This window comes from Niveibacterium terrae (assembly GCF_048213115.1).
GTDB classification, from domain to species: Bacteria; Pseudomonadota; Gammaproteobacteria; order Burkholderiales; family Rhodocyclaceae; genus Niveibacterium; species Niveibacterium terrae.
On sequence record NZ_CP172404.1, the window covers coordinates 638,361 to 659,044 of the forward strand.

Consider the following 20,684-nt stretch of genomic DNA (forward strand, 5'->3'; position numbering starts at 1 on the left):
AATAGTTGTTCCAGGTTCTTAAGCCTGCCGCTATAAATGAGGCCTTAGCCGATCAGAGGTCCGCCCGCATGAGCTCCCTTTCCCCCCGTTTATTCGTCGCCGCGCTGCTGGCCGTCTTCTCCTTCGCCCCGACCGCCCAGGCGGGTGGCGTGCTGCTCAACGCGTCCTACGATGTCGCCCGCGATTTCTACAAGGACTTCAATCCGAAGTTCGCCGCCGCCTGGAAAGCGAAGACCGGTGAGACTCTGGATCTGAGGCAGTCGCACGGCGGCTCGTCCAAGCAGGTCAGGGCGGTCGCCGACGGCCTCGAGGCGGATGTCGTGACGATGAATCAGGCCACCGACATCCAGTTCCTTGCCGACAAGGGGCTGGTGGCGGCCGACTGGCAGAAGAGATTTCCGAACAGTGCCGCGCCTTTCTCGTCGACGATGGTCTTCATCGTCCGCAAGGGCAATCCGAAGCGCCTGCGCAACTGGCCGGATCTGGCCCGAAGCGGCATCCAGGTGATCCTGCCCCACCCGAAGAACACCGGCAACGGTCGCTACTCCTATCTTGCCGCCTACGGCTGGGCGCTGCGCCAGCCGGGCGCGACCGATGTCAGCGCGCGCGGCTATGTCTCGGCGCTGCTGCGCAACACGCCGCTCTTCGCGGCGGGCGGGCGAGACGCGACAACGACCTTCATCCAGCGCAAGATTGGAGACGTGCTGATCACCTTTGAATCGGAAGCCGAGTTGATCGCGCGTGAGTTCGGCCGCGGCGAGTTCGATGTCGTTTACCCGTCCGAATCGATCCAGGCGGATTTCCCGGTCGCGCTTGTTGAAAAAGTCGTCGACAAGCATGGCAGCCGCAAGCAGGCTACGGCCTATCTGCAGTACCTGTGGTCTCGCGAAGGCCAGCAGATCGCGGCACAGAACTACATCCGCCCCCGCGATCCGGCGGTGCTCAAGCAGTACGCGAGCCAGTTCCCGCCTATCCGGACCTTCACGGTCGAGCAGGTCTTCGGCGGCTGGAACAAGGCCTTCACGGCTCACTTCAAGGATGGCGGCAGTTTCGACCAGATCTTTGCGCGACACGAACGATGAGCAAAAGCGCGATTCTTCCCGGTTTCAAACTCTCGCTGGGCTATTCACTGTGCTACCTGTCCCTGCTGGTGCTGATCCCGCTCGGCGCGCTCGTCGCGCGCAGCGCCCAGCTCGGACCGGCTGAGTTCTGGGCGATCGCGATCAGCGATCGGGCACTGGCTTCCTACCGGGTCAGCTTCGGCGCTGCGCTGCTGGCGGCGCTGATCAACGCCCTCTTCGGTCTGATCGTCGCCTGGGTTCTGGTGCGCCATCCGTTTCCGGGGCGGCGCTTCATCGACGCGCTGGTCGATCTGCCCTTCGCGCTGCCGACTGCGGTGGCCGGGATCACGCTGACTTCGCTCTATGCGAGCACGGGCTGGCTGGGGGCGCCGCTCGCCGCGCTGGGCATCAAGGTCGCCTTCACGCCACTAGGCATCGTCGCGGCCTTGATCTTCATCGGCCTGCCTTTTGTCGTGCGCACGGTCCAGCCGGTCATTGCGGATCTGGAGCCCGAGGTTGAGGAAGCCGCCGCGACGCTGGGCGCTTCCCGTCGCCAGATCTGGCTCAGGATCATCCTGCCCCACCTGTCGCCGGCCTGGCTGACCGGCTTCGCGCTGGCCTTCGCGCGTTCGGTCGGCGAGTACGGCTCGGTGATCTTCATCGCCGGCAACATGCCCTTCGTCTCCGAGATCACGCCGCTCTTGATCATCTCCAAGCTCGAACAATACGACCTCGTCGGCGCGACCGTGCTGGCGGTCGTGATGCTGGTGATCTCCTTCGTGCTGCTCCTCTCGATCAACGTGCTGCAGTGGTGGGCCGCGACACGGGAGAGCCGCCTCGCGGCACCCGTCGAGCTTGCCGCGCGGGGGGCCGTGGCATGAGTTCGACCCGTCTCGCGATCGATGAATCGCGCCCCGTCCGCATCCTGCTGCGGGTGCTTGCGCTCGCTTTTCTCGGCGTCTTCCTGCTCCTGCCGCTGGTCGCGGTCTTCACCGAAGCGCTGCGCGCGGGCCTCGGGCCTTACTTCGAAGCGCTGTCCGATCCCGAGACCCGATCGGCGATCTGGCTGACCCTGGGCGTCGCTGCCGCGGTCCTGCCTTTCAACATCGCCTTTGGCATCGCCGCAGCTTGGGCCGTCGCCCGCTTCGACTTCCGGGGCAAGAGCCTGCTGACGACCTTGATCGACCTGCCTTTCGCGGTGAGCCCGGTCGTCGCCGGTCTGCTCTTCATCCTGATCTTCGGTGCCCAGGGCTGGTTTGGCCCCTGGCTTGCTGCGCACGACATCAAGATCATCTTCGCGGTGCCGGGGATGATCATCGCGACGCTGTTCATCTCGGTGCCCTATGTCGCCCGCGAGCTGATCCCGCTGATGCAGGCCCAGGGCGCCGACGAGGAGGAGGCAGCGCTGTCGCTGGGCGCCTCCGGCTGGCAGATGTTCCGCCGCGTCACGCTGCCCAACATCAAGTGGGGGCTGCTCTACGGAGTGATTCTCGCGAATGCCCGCGCGATGGGCGAATTCGGCGCGGTCAGCGTCGTCTCCGGCCACATCCGCGGCGAGACCAACACGCTGCCGCTGCACGTCGAGATCCTCTACAACGAGTACAACTCGGTCGGAGCCTTTGCCGCGGCGTCCATCCTGGCCTTGCTGGCCATCGTGACCCTGGTGGCGAAGACGGTCGTCGAATGGCGGATGAGGCGGGAAGCCGAGACGCTGGCCGCCATCCTCCCCGCTGAGAAAATCCAAGCCTGAGCCCTTCCATGAGCATTGAAATCCGCAATATCTCCAAGCGTTTCGGCAACTTCGTCGCACTCGACAAGCTCTCGCTGGACATCCCCGATGGTGAGCTGGTCGCACTGCTGGGGCCTTCAGGCTGTGGCAAGACGACTCTGCTGCGCATCATTGCCGGCATGGAACTCGCCGACAGCGGCGAGATCCTCTTCGCCGGCGAGGAAGCGAGCCATCTCGCCGCGCGCGAGCGCCAGGTCGGCTTCGTGTTCCAGCACTACGCGCTGTTCCGTCACATGTCGGTGTTCGAGAACGTCGCCTTCGGCCTGCGCGTCAAGCCGCGCGGCGAGCGGCCGCCCGAGGTCGAGATTCGCGCGCGGGTCACCGAACTGCTCAAGCTCGTCCAGCTCGACTGGCTCGCCGACCGCTATCCGTCCCAGCTCTCGGGGGGGCAGCGCCAGCGCATCGCTCTGGCACGGGCGCTCGCGGTCGAACCGAAAGTGTTACTGCTCGACGAGCCTTTCGGCGCGCTCGACACCCAGGTCCGCAAGGAGCTGCGAACCTGGCTGCGCCGCCTGCACGACGAAATGCATATCTCCAGCGTCTTCGTGACCCACGACCAGGAGGAGGCGCTCGAGGTGGCCGACCGGGTCGTCGTGATGAACCAGGGACATATCGAGCAGGTCGGCTCTCCGGACGAAGTCTATTCAAACCCGGCGACTTCCTTCGTCTATCGCTTCCTCGGCAAGGTCAATGTTTTCCACAGCCGGCTCCACGGTCCCTGGGCCGAAGTCGAACGCGAAGACGGCGAGGAACATTCGACGGCCTTCGTCCGCCCGCACGACATCGAGATCCTCCGCGAGGCCGTTGGCGCAGCGCTGCCGGCGATGGTTCTGCACGTCCAGGCGATCGGCCCGGTGGTCAGGGTCGAGCTCTCGCACCAAGGGGAGATCATCGAAGTCGAGCTCTCGCGCGAACGTCACCAGCATCTGGCACTGGCGGCCGGAGAGCAGGTCTGGCTGCTTCCCCGCCAGGTCACCGTGTTCAATGGTGCCGACTCCGAGCCCCGGCGCTGGACGCCCGACTGGGTGATCTGAGGCGGGTTCGCTTCGATCCCCGCTTTGTCACGGGGCGCGAACGCGGGCCATCGGGTATATTCTCTGCCGCTCGACGCCATCCTCGCTGCGCGCCCGCTCAGGCCTTGCGAAAGCCTTGAGCCGCCGGAGGTCTCCAGGCTTCTGGTCCTCGGTTCCGCGCCTCTTTGTCCCCTCGGCCGAAGGCGGCTTTTGGAACGAGCGGAGGAGGGTGGGCGATCTTGCGCTATAATCGTGCGCGTTATCGGTGCGTGTCAGAGAAAAATTGCGCACCGAGCTCCCCCGAACTGAAAGCCGAAACCATGAACGCTTCAACCCGCCTGCACATTGACGACGTCCGGATCCGCGAAATCAAGGAGCTGATGCCTCCTTCGCATCTGCTCAGGGAGTTTCCGGCGACACCTCAGGCTGCGCAGACGGCTTTCGATGCGCGCCATGGCATTCACCGGCTTTTGCATGGTCAGGACGACCGACTGCTGGTCGTGATCGGCCCTTGCTCGATCCACGACGTCGAGGCTGCAAAGGATTACGCGCGCAAGCTCAAGGCCGAATCCAGCCGCCTCGCCGCCGACCTGCTGGTCGTGATGCGGGTCTATTTCGAGAAGCCGCGCACGACGGTGGGCTGGAAAGGCTTGATCAACGACCCCAATCTCGACGGCAGCTTCAAGATCAATGAAGGTCTGAGGATCGCTCGCGAGCTGCTCTGGGATATCAACGAGCTGGGCATGCCTTGCGCGACCGAGTTCCTCGACATGATCACGCCGCAGTACATCGCCGATCTGGTTTCCTGGGGGGCGATCGGTGCGCGGACGACCGAATCCCAGGTCCACCGTGAACTCGCGTCCGGTCTGTCCTGTCCGGTCGGCTTCAAGAACGGCACCGACGGCAACGTCAGGATCGCGATCGATGCGATCAAGGCCGCCGCCGCTCCCCACCATTTCCTGTCGGTGACCAAGGCCGGGCATTCGGCGATCGTCTCGACCAGCGGCAATGAGGACTGCCACGCGATCCTGCGCGGCGGCAAAACTCCGAACTACGATGCCGCCAGCGTCGATGCGGCCTGCGCCGAGCTCTCCTCGGCCGGACTTGCCGCGCGCGTGATGGTCGACTTCTCGCATGCGAACAGCAGCAAGAAGTACGAGCGCCAGATCGTCGTTGCCCAGGACGTCGCCTCCCAGCTCGAAGCAGGGGATGAGCGGATTTTCGGCGTGATGGTCGAATCGAACCTGGCCGCAGGGCGTCAGGACCTGCATCCGGGCAAGGCGCTCGAATACGGCAAGAGCATCACCGATGCCTGCATTGGCTGGGACGACACGGTCGGCGTGCTCGAAACCTTGGCTTCGGCGGTGCGTGCGCGCCGCGTCGCGCGTTCGGCCGAATAGGACTCGGGCGCGCGAGCGCCTCAATCGAGCTCCGACGCGCCGATCACGGCGCGCAGCTGCGTCTCGGCTTCGCCCGCCCGTATCCGTCGGCTGAACCACCACAGGCAGCCTTTTCGGATGCTCTGCGGCGCGCCAGCGCCGAGCAGCAGCGAAGCGGCTTCGCCCAGGGTCGGCTGATGGCCGACCAGCAGCACGGCGCCGTCCGCTTCTGGCCAGCCCGCCGCGACGAGCAGGTCGGCGGCTCCGGCCGAAGGGCCGATCGCCTCGCAGAGCGTGACGTCGTCGCGAAAGGCCAGTGCGGTCTGCCGCGTCCGCATCGTCGGGCTGACCAGGATCTGCAGATCGTTCGGGGCATGGCGGCGCAGCCAGCGCCCCATCTTCTCCGCCTGGCGCAGGCCTTTCGCGCTCAACTGGCGAAGCTCGTCAGGCGGTCCGTACTCGGCATCCGCGTGCCGCCACAGCAGAAGCTCCATCCCCGGTTCCCTGGCCAGTTTGCGCACCTTCAATCCTTCTTCTTCCAGGGCGGGCGCCGTTCCAGCAGCTCGCAGGCTTTCTCGGGGAGCTGCTGGCGCAGGCGGGCGATTCGTGGCGCATGCCAGCCGCTCGCGAAAGCTCGGGCGGCGGCGAGGCCAGGGTCGCTGCCGGCCAGCTCGGCCAGCAGCTGGTTGCCGACCGCGGCGTCGTTGAGCGCGCCGAGATCTTCCTGGAGCGTGGCCAGAGTCTGCGCGTAGCGCCGCACATCGTCCTCCGGCCACAGCGGGGCGAAGAAGTCGAGGCCATAACGCAGACGCTTGAACAGGATGCGCAGGCGGTGAAGCTCATCGGCGCTGCCCTGTGCCGCTTCACGGGCCGCGCGGTTGGCCAGCCGGCGCGTGCGGCGAAGCCGGTCGCGGGCGAGTTCGGGCAAGGCAAGATCGGAGCTGCCCTGCAGTCCGTGGATGGCCGCGGCCAGCTCAAGCTGGGCGCGGCCCTGGCTCACCAGCAGAGCGCCGTCGGCGAGCGGCGCGCGCGCGGCCTGGCGGCGCGCTTCAAGCAGTGCGACGAGGCGTTGGAGATCCTCGCCGATCGGTCCGGCGGTGCAGATCGGTTCGAGCAGCGTGTGGAACACGACGTCGGCGTCGCGGGCGCCGCCCAGCGAATTGGCCAGATCGCGCAGCGCGGGCCGCCACCGTGCGCAGAATTCGGGAGGAAGGGCCGGCGCGAACAGGCTCACCGCCGAGCGCAGCCGGCGCAGCGCGACGCGCGCCTGGTGGACGAATTCAGGTTCGGCAGCGCTTTCCAGCGAGGCCGTGTTGGCCTGCCAGGCTCGGAGCTGTTCGAAGGCGATGGCGCGGAAAGCCGCGATCGCGTCAGTCTCCGGCGTCAGGGCGACGGCGCGCGCGCGTTCGGGCTTGGCCGGCATCGGGCTGAACAGCGCATAGCCGCGCTGGGCCTTGCTGATGTCTTCGGGGATCAGCGGCAGCTCTTTCGCGAACTCCAGTGCCAGCGCATAGAGATCCGAGGCCTCGCCGCTGACCAGCTCGAGCTCGAGTTCGCTGATCGGAGCCTGGCGACCCTGGGATTCGATCAGTCCGTGATCGATCATCGCCAGGACTTCGACTCCGGGGCGGGGGTGGAGAACCCGGGTTTCGCGTTCGAAGTTGGTCGTGAATACCGGGGCGAGGCGGGGGCGCATCGCTTCGAGCTGATCCTGAACCGCTCGGTCGCTGACCGGTGTGAAATTGAAACGCCCGTCGTAGGGCTGTTCCCACTCGGGGCGGGAGGCGAGCCCGCCCACCGACGGGGCTGCGCATTTGACGGTCTGCAGCCAGCGCTGGCCGATCTTTCTGAGCCTCAGCGCAATCTTCGCGCGGCGCAGCTCCAGGGCCGGGGTGTCGAAATAGGTGTTGATCAGGTTTGCCGTCTCTTCCGCGCGTGGCGCGGTGGCAATCAGCGGATGAGCGCGCAGGGCCGGCAGCGCATCGGGGCTGAGGGCGAGTTTGAGTTCGATTTCCTGGCTCACGGGAAGAAGTCCGTCTGGTGATCGGTCGCGGGAAGTCGCATCGGGAGACGAGGCCGCGCATCTGACCAGGCTTACCGACGGTTGCAAAAAAGCTGTCGCTGCCCGGGCCGGCCTCGCGGGTATCATACCCGGATGAAACGAAGACTGCTTTCGCTGCTGTTGCTGTGCTGCTTCTCGATGCGGGCGCTGGCCGATGGCCTTCCGGATCTGGGGGATTCGGCCCAGGCGGACATCTCGCCGCAGATGGAGCGTCAGATCGGCCTGTCGATCGAACGCTCGATCCGTTTCGAAGAGCCGAGCTATTTGAACGATCCTGAGATCGAAGACTACCTCGACCGGATCGGTTCCCGGCTGGTCGCCGCGAGCCAGAGCCCCAGCCAGAGCTTCCATTTCTTCGTCCTGCAGGACAAGGCGATCAATGCCGCCTCGATGCTGGGCGGCGTGCTGGTCTTCAACACCGGTCTTTTTCTCGCCGCCGAGAGCGAGAGCGAGCTCGCGTCGGTGATGGCGCACGAGATCTCACACGTTCAGCAGCGCCATCAGGCGCGGATGATTGCCCAGCAGAGCAGCATGACGACGATGATGATCGCGTCGGTGCTGCTCGCGATCCTTGCCGCCCGCTCCAGCGGCGACGCGGCCCAGGCTGCGATCTTCGGAGGGCAGGCCGGAATCTCGGCGCTGCAGCTCGGCTACTCGCGCGACTACGAACGCGAAGCCGACCGTATCGGGCTGCAGATGCTGGGGGCGGCCGGCTTCGATACGCGAGCCATGGTCAGTTTTTTCGAAAAGCTCGACCGCTCCTCACGTCTCTTCGATAACCCGGTCTACAAGTACCTGCGCACTCACCCGATGACCAGCGAGCGAATCAGCGACATGGCCAACCGGGTCCAGCAGACGCCCTACCATCAGGTTCTCGATTCGGTCGATTTCGTGCTCGTCCGCGCGAAAATCGAGGCGCTCGAAGGCGTGCCCCAGGATGTGCTTGCCCGGTTTTCGGGCGAACCGGCGCAGCGGCCTCTGGCCGCCGCCGCCCACTGGTATGCCCGGGCCAGAGCGCATCTGCGCCTGAAAGAGGTCGGCGAAGCGCGCCGCGACTTCGACGCCCTGAAGCGGCTGCCGTTGACGAGCCCGATGATCGATCTGCTGGGGGCCGACATCCAGCGTGCCACCAATGAGCCGACCGCCGCGGCTGCGACCTTGCGCTCTTCGCTGTTCCGCTATCCGGGCAGCCGCGCGCTGCGCTATGCCGAGAGCGATGCGTTGATTGCCGCGGGCCAGCCCGCCGAGGCTTCCCGTCTGGCGAGCGAGGCGGCTCGCCTCTACCCGACCGACGACCGGGCCTATACGCTGATCGCGCGCGCCGCCGCGGCCCGGGGTTTGCGGCTCGCCCAACACAGGGCCCAGGCCGAGGTCTATTACCTGCAGGGGAGTCTGGGCGCCGCCGCGGAACAGCTTCAGCTGGGTCTGAGGGCGGGGGACGGCGACTACTTCGAGAAGACGGCCGCCGAAGCGCGCCTGGCCGAACTCAGGCAGATGCGTCGCGAGCAGCAGCGTGATTCTCGCCGCTGAGCCGCATCACGCCATCACAGCAAAGGAAGACGAATGAAGATCGATCGCGAACTCGACGTGCGGGGTCTGAGCTGCCCGCTGCCCATTCTCAGGGCCAAGAAAGCGCTGTCCGAGATGGAGGAAGGCCAGACTCTTCGCGTGATCGCGACCGACACCGGGTCGGTGCGCGATTTTCAGGCTTTCTGCAAGCAGACCGGCCACGAGCTGGTTGCGCAGGCGACGAAGGCCGAGGTCTCCGGTCAGGAGTACGAGTTCGTTGTTCGCAGGAAATAACGCGGAGATCTGATCCGCAGCGTTCGGCGGAAATAACGGTTTAGGCTGACCCGCCGCGCCCCGTGCGATTTCGCCGCAAGGAGCGCAAGCGGGCCCCGGCTCACTTGCCGGCAATCGTCATCGAGTCGATCAGCACCGATCCGGTCAGTTTGGAGCCGCGCACCTCGACGTCGGAGCCACAGGCCTGGATCCCGCGGAACATCCCGGAAAGATTCCCGGCGATCGTGATCTCCTGCACCGGATAGGCGATCTCTCCGTCCTCGACCCAGAAACCGGCCGCTCCACGCGAGTAGTCGCCCGTCACCAGATTGACGCCCTGGCCCAGCAGCTCGGTGACGACGAGGCCCCGGCCCATTCTGCGGATCAGCTCTGCGAAATTTTCGCTGCCCGGTTTCAGGATCAAGTTGTGGCAACCGCCGGCGTTGCCGGTGGTCGTCAGGCCCAGCTTGCGCGCCGAATAGCTGCCGAGGAACCAGCCGTTGAGCACGCCGTTCGTGACGACTTCGCGCGCTCGCGTTGCGACGCCTTCGTCGTCGAACCAGCAGCTGGCGAGCCCTCCGGGAATGAAGGGGTCTTCGCTGATCGTGACTGCCGGGGAGAACACCTGCTGGCCGAGCTGGCCGAGCAGGAAGGATGAGCGCCGATACAGCGAGCCACCGCTGGCGGCCTGGACGAAATGCCCCAGCAGACCGGCCGCGAGTGGCGCTTCGAAGAGCACAGGAGCTTCGCAGGTGGGCAGGCGGCGGGAGCCGAGTCGGGCAATCGCACGCTTCGCCGCGATCTCGCCGACCGATTCCGGAGTCGGCAAGCGCTGCGCATCGCGCTGGCTGACCCACCAGTCGTCGCGCTGCATCGCGTCATCCCGACCGGCGATCAGCGAGCAGCCCAGCGAGTGGCGGCTCGTCGCATAGCCTTCGCAGAAGTCCAGACTGTTCGCGCTGACGAACTGGGATTGCTGGGTCGAGACTGACGCGCCTTCGGAGTTGCTGATATCCTCGCTCACCGCAAGGCCGGCTGCTTCGCAGCGGCGCGCCAGCTCTATCGACCGCTCGACGCTGGTGTCCCAGGGGTGAAAGAGGTCGAGGTCGCGCGCGTCCTTCGCGAGGCACTCGGCGTCGGGCAGGCCCGAGAACGGATCTTCGGCGGTGAAGCGCGCGATCGCCAGCGCGGCGCTGACCGCGTCGCGCAGCGCCTTGGCCGAGAAGTCCGCGCTGCTCGCATGCCCGCTTTTGTGGCCGACATAGACCGAGACCGAAAGACCTTTGTCGCGGTTGTATTCGAGCGTTTCGATTTCGCCCTGCCGCACCGTGACCGAGTGGCCCCAGCCTTCCGAGACATCGACGTCGGCGGCCGTCGCTCCGCCTTCGCGGGCGTAGCGCAGCGTGTCCCGAGCGATTTCGCGCAGTTGTTCCTGGGTGAAGCTGAAGCCTTTGTCGGCGCTCATGTCGGGGTACTCCGGGGCGGAAAGCTATAATTTTACGGTTTCATGGCGGCCGTGCCGGCCCCACACCAAAAAGAGATTCCCTGATGACCCAAAAAGAAGTCGATCACGAGATCGAAGAACGTCCGAGCAAGTCCCAGATCAAGCGCGAGATGGACGCGCTGCAGGACGTCGGCAAGGCTTTGTGCGCGCTGTCGCTGGAGCGCCTGGCTAAGGTCCCGATGTCCGAGAGGCTGCGCGAAGCGGTCGAGGAATTTCACCGCGTCGGCAAGCACGAGGCGCAGAGGCGCCACCTCCAGTTTGTCGGCAAGCTGATGCGTAGCGAGGATGTCGAACCGATTCAGGAGGCGCTCGACGTTCTGAACGGAGTGTCGCGCAGCGAAGTCGCTCGCCAGCACCGGCTCGAGCGCTTGCGCGAACGGCTGCTCGAAGACGATGCGGTGTTCGGCGAGATCGCGACCGAGTTCCCCGGCGCCGACCTTCAGCACCTGCGTGCCTTGAAGCGCAGTGCGCTGAAGGAGCGCGAGGCTCAGAAAGCTCCGCGCGCCTATCGGGAACTGTTCAAGGAACTGCGCGCGCTGTCGCAGACGGTTGCGGAAGACGGCGGTGAGGTTTCTGGCTTCGAAGAGGAAGTCTGAAGCCCGACGGTCCTCAGTTGCGGGCCGTCTCTCCCTGCTGCGCAAGTTTGATCGGCGAGAAGGACCACTGCTTTTCCCAGGCGGCCCGAACCATGTTCGGGTACTCGGGCCGGCCCAGGCTGCCGTTGTAGCGGCCCAGGGCGCGGTAGAGGTCGCCGTGCTCGATGTTCAGGTAGTGGCGCAGGATCGTGCAGCCGAAGCGCAGATTGGTCCGGATGTGGAACAGGTTCTGATCCGGCGAGCCGATCTGGCGCACCCAGAACGGCATCACCTGCATGTAACCGCGTGCGCCGGCGCCTGAAACCGCGTATTTCTTGAAGCCGCTCTCGACCTGGATCAGACCCAGCACCAGCTGGGGGTCCAGCCCCGCGCGCTGGGCTTCGTAATAGACCGTCTTCAGAAAATCGATCCGCTCCTGGGGCGCGGGAAAGCGCTTGATCAGGCGCTGGGACATCTCGCCGAGCCAGCGCGCCTTCTCCGTCGGGCTGGGGAAGATCGGCTCGGGCGCGGCGCTGTCGCTGACCGCGCCGTGCAACGCCGCCTGGACGCTGGCGGCCAGAGCTTCCTGCCGCTGGGCGCCGGCCAGAGCCAGCCCTGGCAGGGCCAGGGCGACAAGGCTCAAGAGGAGGGGGACGAGCCGGTTCATCGTTCGAACTTGCTGATGACGAAGGCGGCGAGCTCCGCGACGGCGATCTTGCTTGCCGCCTCGTCGCTGCGGCCCTGGTACTCGGCCAGGCCTTCCTTCAAGCCGCGGTCAGACAGCACGACGCGGTGCGGCACGCCGATCAGTTCCCAGTCTGCGAACATCGCGCCGGGGCGCTCGCCGCGGTCGTCGAGGATCACGTCGACGCCGGCCGCCAGGAGTTCTGTGTACAGCGCATCGGCTGCGTTTCTGACTTCCTCGGCGCGGTCATAGCCGATCGGGCAGATCGCGACCGTGAAGGGGGCGATGGATTCCGGCCAGATGATGCCGCGCGCGTCGTGGCTCTGCTCGATCGCGGCGCCGAGGATGCGGGTCACGCCGATGCCGTAACAGCCCATCTCGAAGTGCTTGGGCTTGCCGTCCTCGTCGAGGAAGGTCGCGTTCATCGCCTTCGAGTACTTGGTGCCGAGATAGAACACATGGCCGACTTCGATGCCGCGCTGGATCGCCAGCGTCCCCTTGCCGTCCGGCGATGCGTCGCCTTCGACGACATTCCGGATGTCAGCGACGAAGTCGGGTTCGGGCAGGTCGCGCCCCCAGTTGACGCCGGCGATGTGGAAGTCGGCTTCATTGGCGCCGGTGATGAAATCGCTCATCTTGGCGACGGTGCGATCGGCGACGATCCTGACCGGCTTCGCGAGGGCGATCGGACCGAGGAAGCCGGGCTTGCAACCGAAGTGCTCGACGATCTCGGCTTCGGACGCGAAGCGGAAACCGTTCTTCAGACCTTCGATCTTGCCGGCCTTCACTTCGTTGAGTTCGTGGTCGCCGCGCACCAGCAGCAGCCAGACCGTGCTCTTGACGATGGCCCCGTTCTCGTCGGTTTCATCAGTCGCCAGCACCAGCGACTTGACCGTGTGCGTCGTGTCGGTGCCAAGCAGTGCGGCGACATCGGCGCAGGTGGTCTTGCCCGGAGTCGCGACTCTCTTCAGCGCCTCAGCGGGTGCCGCGCGCTCACTGAGTAGCGGCAGCGCTTCGGCCAGCTCGATGTTGGCCGCGTAGTCCGAGTTGGGGCAATAGACGATCGCGTCCTCGCCGGTCTCGGCGATGACCTGGAATTCGTGCGAACGATCGCCGCCGATCGCGCCGGTGTCGGCCGCGACGGCCCGGTAGGTGAGGCCCAGACGGTCGAAGATCTTGCGATAGGCCGCATACATCGTTTCGTAGCTCTTGCCCGCCGCCTCGACGTCGCGGTCGAAGGAGTAGGCGTCCTTCATGATGAATTCGCGGCCGCGCATCACGCCGAAGCGGGGGCGGCGCTCGTCACGGAACTTGGTCTGGATCTGGTAGAGGTTCTTGGGCAGGGCCCGGTAGCTCTTCAGTTCCTGGCGGGCGATGTCGGTGATGACTTCTTCGGATGTCGGCTGGAGCGCGAACTCGCGCTCGTGCCGGTCCTTGATCCTGAGCATCTCGGGACCCATCTTGTCCCAGCGGCCGGTTTCCTGCCACAGCTCGGCGGGCTGGACCAGCGGCATCGTCAGTTCGACGGCGCCGGCGCGGTTCATCTCCTCGCGGATGATCGCCTCGACCTTGCGGATCACCCGCAGGCCCATCGGCATGTAGTTGTAGATCCCCGCGGAGAGCTTGCGGATCAGGCCGGCGCGCATCATCAGTTTATGGCTGATGATCTCGGCGTCGGCAGGGGCTTCCTTGAGGGTCGTGATGAAGAACTGGCGGGCTCGCATGTCGAATCACTAAATTGGGTCAATCCGTTATTTTAGCGCAGGGCGAGCCGCTTTCCTTCGATCTCGGCATGTGGAAGAATTCACTTCAATTCAAGTCTTAATCAGGTGGCACTCATGCTCGACCGGGACGGCTATCGCCCCAACGTCGGCATCATCCTGGTCAACGCGCGTAACGAGGTCTTCTGGGGAAAACGCATCCGCGAACATTCCTGGCAGTTTCCGCAGGGCGGCATCAAGCACGGTGAGTCGCCGGAAGCTGCGATGCTGCGCGAGCTCCACGAGGAAGTGGGCTTGCTGCCGGAACATGTGAAGATCCTCGCTCGCACGCGCAGTTGGCTGCGGTACGACGTTCCCCGCCACTGGGTGAAGCGCGAATGGCGCAGCACCTATCGCGGGCAGAAACAGATCTGGTTTCTGTTGCGGCTGACCGGCCGCGACAGCGACATTTGCTTGCGCTCGACCAGCAAGCCGGAGTTCGACGGCTGGCGCTGGACCGACTACTGGGTTCCGCTCGATGCCGTGATCGAGTTCAAGCGCCAGGTATATCGGTCGGCGCTCAATGAACTCTCCGGCACGCTGTTCCGCGGGCGAGTCACGACCCGGCCCGACTCGTATGCTAGCGAGCCGCAAGGGCAGGGCGATGCTCAGGGAGATTCTCTTGCTCGATGAACTGATCGTCGAATTCGATCGTGCCTTGCGAACCGTGTTCGCGCCGGCGAAGAGCCGACGTCCGCGCCCCGGCTGCGACTTGCCCGAGGCTGTGTTCGACGAGCGGGGCAAGCGACAGGTGGCCAGCCTGATCCGGGTCGACCATGTCGGCGAAGTCTGCGCCCAGGCGCTCTATCAGGGGCAGGCGCTGACCTCGCGCGATCCGGCGATCACCGTTTCGTTGCGCGAAGCCGGGGAGCAGGAGACCGAGCATCTGGCGTGGACCGAGCAGAGGCTCGCGGAAGTCGGCGGTCGCAAGAGTCTGCTCAATCCGCTCTGGTATGCCGGCGCTCTGGGGATAGGCCTTGTGGCCGGGCGCATCGGGGACCGCGTGAGTCTGGGCTTTCTGGCCGAGACCGAGCGTCAGGTCGGGGTGCATCTGGCTGGCCATCTCGAACGCCTGCCCGAAGGGGACGGGCGTTCGCGTGCGATCCTCGAGCAGATGGCGCTCGATGAGGCTGGGCATGCCGATCGTGCGCAGAGCCTGGGTGCGGCCGAGCTGCCAGCTCCCGTCAAGCTGGCGATGAAGTTCGCCGCGAAAGTGATGACGGGGACCGCCTCCCGGATCTAGGCGGCCGCCCGGAGTCAGGCCTCGACGATTTCGAAGTCGTGGGTGATCTCGGCCGTCTTGCCGAGCATGATCGAGGCCGAACAGTATTTCTCGGCCGACAGGCGGATCGCCCGCTCGACCGCTTCGGGCTTCAGATTCTTTCCGGTGACGACGAAGTGGTAGTGGATCTTCGTGAACACCTTGGGGTCGGTCTCGGCGCGCTCGGCGACGAGTTTTGCCTCGCAGCCGGTGATGGCTTGACGTCCGCGCTGCAGAATCAGCACAACGTCAAAGGAGGCGCAGCCGCCCGCGCCGACGAGGATCAGCTCCATCGGCCGCGGACCGCGGTTCTGGCCCCCGTCCGTCGGGGCTCCTTCCATGGTCAGGAAATGGCCGCTTCCGGTGCTGGCGAGAAAACTGACCCCATCGACCCATTTGACGCTGCATTCCATGCTGTTCTTCCCTGCGAGGTGGAGCCTGGATTCTAGCGTCCCGCTCGCAGCCGGGAAGGGGTTTGTGTCCGCATAAACGGGGCTTATCTTGCGATTAGCAAGTTCTAAGCCAAAATGTCGTTTAAATCTTGCGTGCCACTGTCGCTTTCACGATAATCCTTTCCGACGCGATTGATTCGGCAGCACCAGCGCCGAAGGCAATCCAGGATTGTCTCCTCCACCCTCCTCCTTTGGTGTGGATTTGGCGCAGCTCACCGAGCTGCGTTTTTTTTTGCCTTGCCTCCGTTTTTGCGAACGAGGGGTTTGACTTTTCCCGGGCCGCTTCTGTATCATCAGCGGTTTCCGTATTTGGGCCTAACCTTAAGGTCCGAGAATCACGAAGGACACGCTTATGAGGACGTTTTCTGCCAAGCCGCACGAAGTTACGCGTGATTGGTACGTGGTAGACGCGACCGACAAGGTTCTTGGCCGTCTCGCCTCCGAAATCGCGCGCCGTCTCCGCGGCAAGCACAAGCCTATTTACACTCCCCACGTCGATACCGGCGACTTCATCGTTGTGGTGAACGTCGAGAAGCTGCGTGTGACGGGTGACAAGGCCCTGAACAAGAAGTACTACCGTCACTCCGGTTACCCGGGTGGCATCTACGAAACCAATTTCCAGAAGCTGCAGCAGCGCTTCCCGGACCGTGCTCTGACCAATGCGGTCAAGGGCATGCTGCCGAAGGGCCCGCTCGGCTATGCGATGCTGAAGAAGCTCAAGTGCTACGCAGGTGCTCAGCATCCGCACAGCGCCCAGCTTCCCAAAGCCCTCGAAATCTGATCCGGAGCTCTGAATGGCTATCGTTAACAACCACAACTACGGCACGGGACGTCGCAAGACCGCCGTGGCGCGTGTGTTCATCAAGCCGGGCACGGGAAACATCGTCGTGAACGGCAAGCCGGTCGACGTGTTCTTCTCGCGCGAAACCGGCCGCATGATCGTTCGCCAGCCGCTCGAACTGACCGAGAACATCGGCAAGTTCGACATCCAGGTGAACGTCGATGGCGGCGGTGAGTCCGGCCAGGCCGGCGCTGTCCGTCACGGCATCACCCGTGCGCTGATCGACTACGACGCAGATCTGAAGTCTGTCCTGAAGAAGGCTGGCCTCGTGACTCGCGACGCTCGTGAAGTCGAACGTAAGAAGGTCGGTCTGCACGGCGCTCGTCGTCGCAAGCAGTTCTCGAAGCGTTAATTCGCTTTGCGATCTTCGAACAGCCCGCCTCGGCGGGCTGTTTGCATTTGCGCGCCCGAGCGATCCAATGGGTTGAATACGGGCACAAAAAAACCGCCAATCGGCGGTTTTTTCTTGGATAGACGCTCGATCAGACCGGATCGGTTCGCTTGTCGCGTTCAATGACCGCGTAGGCGCTGTGATTGTGGATGGACTCGAAGTTCTCCGATTCGGCCGTATAGGCGATGATCCTCGGCTCGGCATTGAGACTGCCGGCGACGTCACGGACCATGTCCTCGACGAACTTCGGGTTGTCGTAGGCGCGTTCGGTGACCCACTTCTCGTCGGGGCGCTTGAGCAGCGCGAAGAGCTCGCACGAAGCCTGCTTTTCGACCAGTTCGACCAGCTCCTCGATCCAGACCAAACCCTTTGTCTTGGCGGTCACGGTGACGTGGGAGCGCTGGTTGTGAGCGCCGTAGTCCGAGATCTTTTTCGAGCAGGGGCACAGGCTGGTGACCGGCACGACGACCTTCATCGTGAACTCGGACTTGCCGCTGGGCAGGACTTCGCCGATGAACGTGACCTCATAGTCCATCAGGCTCTCGACGCCCGAGACCGGAGCGGTCTTGCGGATGAAGTAGGGGAAGGACATCTCGATGTGGCCGGTCTCGGCTTCCAGCCGCTTGACCATTTCGCGCAGCATCGGCTCGAAGGATTCGACCGAGATGTCCCTGTCCCTGTGGTTCAGGATCTCGACGAAGCGCGACATGTGGGTGCCCTTGAAGTTGTGGGGCAGCCCGACATACATGCTGAAGGTCGCGACGGTGTGCTGGACCCCTCCGCTGCGGTCGGCAACCTTGACCGGATGGCGGATGGACTTGATTCCGACCTTGTTGATGGCAAGCTGGCGGCGATCCTCGCTGCCCTGCACGTCAGGCATCGGTGCGTCGACGTGGGTAGTCATGGCGATTCCTCTTTCATTCTTGGGCGCCTTTGCGGCCAGGCCGCAGAATGCGCAGATGCGATAAGCCGCATCCTAACATTTCCTGAGTAAGTTACTCGGCTATTGGCGCGATAGCGTCGAGCCTGGCGCGGATGCGCTCGAGGATCCGGGCGCGGGTGAGGCCGGCCTCGTCGAGCAGCAGGCCGCGTTCGCCGTGGTCGATGAAGTGGTCGGGAAGCCCCAGCCTCAGCAGCGGGATCAGGATTCCGTCCTCTTCGAGCGCGCGGGCGACTTCGGATCCGGCGCCGCCGATCACCGAGTTCTCTTCCAGCGTCACCAGAAGCTCGTGTTCCGCAGCCAGAGTCCGGATCAGTTCGCGATCCAGCGGTTTGATGAAGCGCATGTCGGCAACGCTGGCATCGATCTCGTCCGCGGCTTCGAGCGCGGTCGAGAGCAAGGAGCCGAAGGCGAGCAGCGCGATGCGCCGGCCTTGCCGGCGGATCAGGCCCTTGCCGATAGTCAGCGGCTCCAGCGATGCGGACGGGAAGATCCCCGTGCCCGCGCCGCGCGGATAGCGGACCGCCGATGGGCCATCGTGCAGGAAGCCCGTGCTGAGCAAGCGGCGGCACTCTTCCTCGTCGGAAGGGGCCATGATCACGATGTTCGGCACGCAGGCGAGGTAGCTGAGATCGAAGGCGCCGTTGTGGGTCGCGCCGTCGGCGCCGACCAGACCGCCTCGGTCGATCGCCAGCAGCACCGGCAGCTTCTGCAGCGCGACGTCGTGGATCAGCTGATCGTAGGCGCGCTGCAGGAAAGTCGAATAGATCGCGACGACCGGTTTCATCCCTTCGCAGGCCATCCCGGCGGCGACCGTCAGCGCGTGCTGCTCGGCGATGCCGACATCGAAATAGCGATCCGGGTATTCCTGCTCAAAGCGGACGAGGCCCGAGCCTTCGCGCATCGCCGGAGTGATCGCGATCAGCCGTTGATCCTTGGCCGCCATGTCGCAGACCCAGTCGCTGAAGACCTGGGTGAAGCTCGCCTTGCGTGCAGGCTCGGCCGGGATCCCGGCCTTCTGGTCGAACTTCGCGACTCCGTGATAGAGGGTCGGATCGGCTTCGGCGAGCTTGTAGCCCTGGCCCTTGCGCGTGATCACATGGAGGAAATGCGGGCCCTTGAGCTTGCGCAGGTTCTCCAGCATCGGCACCAGAGCGTTCAGGTCGTGGCCGTTGATCGGGCCGTAATAGGTGAAGCCGAATTCTTCGAACAGCGTGCCGGGCATCATCATGCCCTTGACGTGTTCCTCGGTGCGACGCGCGAACTCGAAGACCGGTGAAGGCAGTTTTTCGAGGAAGCGTTTGCCGATCGCCCGGGCACCGTTGAAGGTGCGGCCCGAGAGCAGCTGCGACAGATGCTTGTTCAGCGCGCCGACGGGTGGCGAGATCGACATCTCGTTGTCGTTGAGGATCACCAGGATGTCGCATTCGGCGACTCCGGCGTTGTTCAGCGCTTCGAAAGCCATGCCCGCGCTCATCGCACCATCGCCGATCACTGCGACCGTCTTGCGCGCTTCGCCCTTGATCTGCGCGGCCTGGGCCATGCCCAGCGCCGCCGAGATCGAAGTAGAGGAGTGCGCGGTGCCGAAAGTGTCGTATTCGCTCTCGCAGCGGCGCGGGAAACCGGAGATTCCGTGGTGCTGGCGCAGACTGGCCATCGCCTCGCGTCGCCCGGTCAGGATCTTGTGGCAGTAGGTCTGGTGACCGACGTCCCAGACGATGCGGTCGTCGGGCGTGTTGAACGCATAGTGCAGCGCGATCGAAAGCTCCACCGTGCCCAGGTTCGAGGACAGGTGTCCGCCGGTCTTCGCGACCGAATCGATCAGGAAAGTTCTCAGTTCGTCGGCGAGGGGCTTGAGCTCCTTGCGATCGAGGTTGCGCAGGTCGGCCGGATTTTCGATCCGTTCGAGCAGGGGATAGGTGCTCATTTTGTCTGGAAAGCTTTCTTCGGGAGGCTCAGAACGAGCGCTCAACGATGAAATCGGTCAGCTGGACGAGGCGGGCGGCGCTGCCGCCGAAGCCTGCCAGCGCGGCGAGGGCCTGGTCGTGCAGTTCTGCGGCCAGGCGTTTGGCATCGGGCAGGCCGAGCAGGCTGACATAGGTCGGTTTGTCGTGCTCGGCGTCCTTGCCTGCAGTCTTGCCCAGGGTCGCCGTGTCGGACTCGGCGTCGAGGATGTCGTCGACGACCTGGAAGAGAAGGCCCACCGTTTTCGCGAAGCGGTCCAGCGCAGCGAGGCCAGTTTCGTCCATTGTTCCGGCGAGGGATCCGAGCTGAACCGACGCGCGGATCAGCGCTCCGGTCTTCAGGATATGCATGAACTCGAGTTCTTCGCGCGAGAGGCTGTGCCCGACCGCGGCGAGATCGATCGCCTGACCTCCCGCCATCCCGTGCGAACCGGAGGCGCGGGCCAGAACGTCCAGCATCCGGAGCTGGCGTGCCGGATCGGCGATCAGGCCGGGGGCAGCCAGGACCTGGAAGGCCTGGGTTTGCAGCGCATCGCCGACCAACAGAGCCGTCGCTTCGTCGAATTCGACGTGTACGGTTGGTTTGCCGCGGCGCAGCACATCGTTGTCCATGCAGGGCATGTCGTCATGGACCAGCGAATAGGCGTGGATCAGTTCGACGGCCGCGGCGGCTGAATCGAGCGCTTTCGCCGGGGCCCGGGCGAGTTCGCCGGCCGCCTGGACCAGCAGCGGGCGCACCCGCTTGCCGCCGCCCAGCGCCGCATAGCGCATCGCTTCGTGCAGGCGCACGGGAATCGAGTGGCGCGCAGGCAGCAGCGCTTCCAGAACTGTCTCGAAGTGCTTCTGATGCCCGCTCATCCATTCGGGAAGACTCTGCCCGCTCATCGCCCGGCCTCCTCGTCCGCGAAGGCCGTCAGCTGCTCGCCTTCGAGCACGCGCAGCTTCTGCTCGGCCCCCTCCAGCGTCTTCTCGCAGTACTGGAGCAGGCGGATGCCGCGCTCGTACTGGGAGAGCGCCTGCTCCAGAGGCTGTTCGGGAGACTCCATCGCTCCGACTATGGCTTCAAGCTCGGATACTGCGGACTCGAAGGACTTGGGTTCGTGGCTGGTCTTGGTCATCGGGATACGGTCGGCGGTCTGAAGCGAGCCGGGCAGGTTCTTATCGAGGAGGAACCGGCGGGGCTTCTTGATGAATTGCCGCAATTGTACTTTACCGCCCCCTTTCG

At 64.8% G+C, this 20,684-nt stretch carries 22 protein-coding genes; 12 read left to right on the plus strand and 10 right to left on the minus strand.

Annotation, left to right across the window (positions count from 1 at the left end):
• Window positions 1–68 precede the first annotated feature (68 nt).
• From ACHFB9_RS03080 to aroG, 5 genes are all read left to right on the plus strand, one after another.
• Window positions 69–1,082 carry a sulfate ABC transporter substrate-binding protein gene (locus ACHFB9_RS03080; protein WP_417069512.1) on the plus strand — a complete coding sequence of 338 codons (1,014 nt, stop codon included), beginning with the start codon at window positions 69–71 and terminating at the stop codon, window positions 1,080–1,082.
• Window positions 1,079–1,942 (plus strand): sulfate ABC transporter permease subunit CysT, encoded by an 864-nt coding sequence (gene cysT, locus ACHFB9_RS03085; protein ID WP_417069513.1) that lies wholly within the window; start codon window positions 1,079–1,081, stop codon window positions 1,940–1,942. Before ACHFB9_RS03080 ends, cysT begins: the two co-directional genes overlap by 4 nt.
• Window positions 1,939–2,811 (plus strand): sulfate ABC transporter permease subunit CysW, encoded by an 873-nt coding sequence (gene cysW, locus ACHFB9_RS03090; protein ID WP_417069514.1) that lies wholly within the window; start codon window positions 1,939–1,941, stop codon window positions 2,809–2,811. The genes cysT and cysW overlap by 4 nt, the downstream gene beginning before the upstream one ends.
• Window positions 2,812–2,819: 8 nt before the next feature.
• A complete protein-coding gene (locus ACHFB9_RS03095) occupies window positions 2,820–3,884 on the plus strand; it encodes a sulfate/molybdate ABC transporter ATP-binding protein (RefSeq protein ID WP_417069515.1) in 1,065 nt (354 codons plus the stop codon).
• Between the two features lie 299 nt (window positions 3,885–4,183).
• On the plus strand, window positions 4,184–5,263 hold the full coding sequence (aroG, locus tag ACHFB9_RS03100) for a 3-deoxy-7-phosphoheptulonate synthase AroG (RefSeq protein ID WP_417069516.1): 1,080 nt from the start codon (window positions 4,184–4,186) through the stop codon (window positions 5,261–5,263).
• 20 nt (window positions 5,264–5,283) lie between these two features.
• On the opposite strand, the gene ACHFB9_RS03105 is transcribed toward aroG, so the two are convergent.
• Window positions 5,284–5,763: a SixA phosphatase family protein gene (locus ACHFB9_RS03105; protein WP_417069517.1), complete on the minus strand. Its 480-nt coding sequence runs from the start codon at window positions 5,761–5,763 to the stop codon at window positions 5,284–5,286.
• Window positions 5,764–5,765: 2 nt separating this feature from the next.
• Window positions 5,766–7,265 (minus strand): CHAD domain-containing protein, encoded by a 1,500-nt coding sequence (locus ACHFB9_RS03110; protein ID WP_417069518.1) that lies wholly within the window; start codon window positions 7,263–7,265, stop codon window positions 5,766–5,768.
• A 132-nt stretch (window positions 7,266–7,397) separates the two neighbouring features.
• Between ACHFB9_RS03110 and ACHFB9_RS03115 the strand changes: the two genes are divergently transcribed.
• Together ACHFB9_RS03115 and ACHFB9_RS03120 are read left to right on the plus strand one after the other, a co-directional pair.
• The gene (locus ACHFB9_RS03115) at window positions 7,398–8,834 is read left to right on the plus strand and encodes a M48 family metalloprotease (protein ID WP_417069519.1); all 1,437 of its coding nucleotides are present in this window, start codon (window positions 7,398–7,400) and stop codon (window positions 8,832–8,834) included.
• 33 nt (window positions 8,835–8,867) lie between these two features.
• Complete coding sequence (locus ACHFB9_RS03120; protein ID WP_417069520.1) at window positions 8,868–9,107, plus strand: sulfurtransferase TusA family protein; 240 nt, start codon at window positions 8,868–8,870, stop codon at window positions 9,105–9,107.
• A 100-nt stretch (window positions 9,108–9,207) separates the two neighbouring features.
• Here ACHFB9_RS03120 and pmbA read toward each other — a convergent pair whose 3' ends face one another.
• Complete coding sequence (gene pmbA, locus ACHFB9_RS03125; RefSeq protein ID WP_417069521.1) at window positions 9,208–10,551, minus strand: metalloprotease PmbA; 1,344 nt, start codon at window positions 10,549–10,551, stop codon at window positions 9,208–9,210.
• Window positions 10,552–10,634: 83 nt separating this feature from the next.
• Between pmbA and yjgA the strand changes: the two genes are divergently transcribed.
• Entirely contained in the window at window positions 10,635–11,186 is a 552-nt protein-coding gene (yjgA, locus tag ACHFB9_RS03130; protein WP_417069522.1) for a ribosome biogenesis factor YjgA, read from the plus strand.
• A 13-nt stretch (window positions 11,187–11,199) separates the two neighbouring features.
• Here yjgA and ACHFB9_RS03135 read toward each other — a convergent pair whose 3' ends face one another.
• Window positions 11,200–11,832: a lytic transglycosylase domain-containing protein gene (locus tag ACHFB9_RS03135; protein ID WP_417069523.1), complete on the minus strand. Its 633-nt coding sequence runs from the start codon at window positions 11,830–11,832 to the stop codon at window positions 11,200–11,202.
• Window positions 11,829–13,574, minus strand: coding sequence for a proline--tRNA ligase (locus ACHFB9_RS03140; protein ID WP_417069524.1), 1,746 nt, complete (start codon window positions 13,572–13,574; stop codon window positions 11,829–11,831). The genes ACHFB9_RS03135 and ACHFB9_RS03140 overlap by 4 nt, the downstream gene beginning before the upstream one ends.
• A gap of 114 nt (window positions 13,575–13,688) precedes the next feature.
• Here ACHFB9_RS03140 and ACHFB9_RS03145 point away from each other — a divergent pair, with 114 nt between their 5' ends.
• Complete coding sequence (locus tag ACHFB9_RS03145) at window positions 13,689–14,243, plus strand: RNA pyrophosphohydrolase (RefSeq protein WP_417069525.1); 555 nt, start codon at window positions 13,689–13,691, stop codon at window positions 14,241–14,243.
• Window positions 14,233–14,853 carry a 2-polyprenyl-3-methyl-6-methoxy-1,4-benzoquinone monooxygenase gene (gene coq7, locus ACHFB9_RS03150; RefSeq protein ID WP_417071323.1) on the plus strand — a complete coding sequence of 207 codons (621 nt, stop codon included), beginning with the start codon at window positions 14,233–14,235 and terminating at the stop codon, window positions 14,851–14,853. Before ACHFB9_RS03145 ends, coq7 begins: the two co-directional genes overlap by 11 nt.
• 14 nt (window positions 14,854–14,867) lie before the next feature.
• Here coq7 and ACHFB9_RS03155 read toward each other — a convergent pair whose 3' ends face one another.
• A complete protein-coding gene (locus tag ACHFB9_RS03155; protein ID WP_417069526.1) occupies window positions 14,868–15,284 on the minus strand; it encodes an OsmC family protein in 417 nt (138 codons plus the stop codon).
• A 391-nt stretch (window positions 15,285–15,675) separates the two neighbouring features.
• Here ACHFB9_RS03155 and rplM point away from each other — a divergent pair, with 391 nt between their 5' ends.
• Both rplM and rpsI read left to right on the plus strand, forming a co-directional pair.
• Window positions 15,676–16,104: a 50S ribosomal protein L13 gene (gene rplM / locus ACHFB9_RS03160; protein WP_417069527.1), complete on the plus strand. Its 429-nt coding sequence runs from the start codon at window positions 15,676–15,678 to the stop codon at window positions 16,102–16,104.
• Window positions 16,105–16,117: 13 nt separating this feature from the next.
• Window positions 16,118–16,516 (plus strand): 30S ribosomal protein S9, encoded by a 399-nt coding sequence (gene rpsI / locus ACHFB9_RS03165; RefSeq protein ID WP_417069528.1) that lies wholly within the window; start codon window positions 16,118–16,120, stop codon window positions 16,514–16,516.
• A gap of 130 nt (window positions 16,517–16,646) precedes the next feature.
• On the opposite strand, the gene folE2 is transcribed toward rpsI, so the two are convergent.
• From folE2 to ACHFB9_RS03185, 4 genes are all read right to left on the minus strand, one after another.
• Window positions 16,647–17,459, minus strand: coding sequence for a GTP cyclohydrolase FolE2 (gene folE2 / locus ACHFB9_RS03170; RefSeq protein WP_417069529.1), 813 nt, complete (start codon window positions 17,457–17,459; stop codon window positions 16,647–16,649).
• A 91-nt stretch (window positions 17,460–17,550) separates the two neighbouring features.
• Entirely contained in the window at window positions 17,551–19,422 is a 1,872-nt protein-coding gene (gene dxs / locus ACHFB9_RS03175; RefSeq protein ID WP_417069530.1) for a 1-deoxy-D-xylulose-5-phosphate synthase, read from the minus strand.
• Window positions 19,423–19,450: 28 nt separating this feature from the next.
• Window positions 19,451–20,344: a polyprenyl synthetase family protein gene (locus tag ACHFB9_RS03180; protein ID WP_417069531.1), complete on the minus strand. Its 894-nt coding sequence runs from the start codon at window positions 20,342–20,344 to the stop codon at window positions 19,451–19,453.
• Window positions 20,341–20,577, minus strand: coding sequence for an exodeoxyribonuclease VII small subunit (locus ACHFB9_RS03185; protein WP_417069532.1), 237 nt, complete (start codon window positions 20,575–20,577; stop codon window positions 20,341–20,343). The genes ACHFB9_RS03180 and ACHFB9_RS03185 overlap by 4 nt, the downstream gene beginning before the upstream one ends.
• Window positions 20,578–20,684 lie beyond the last annotated feature (107 nt).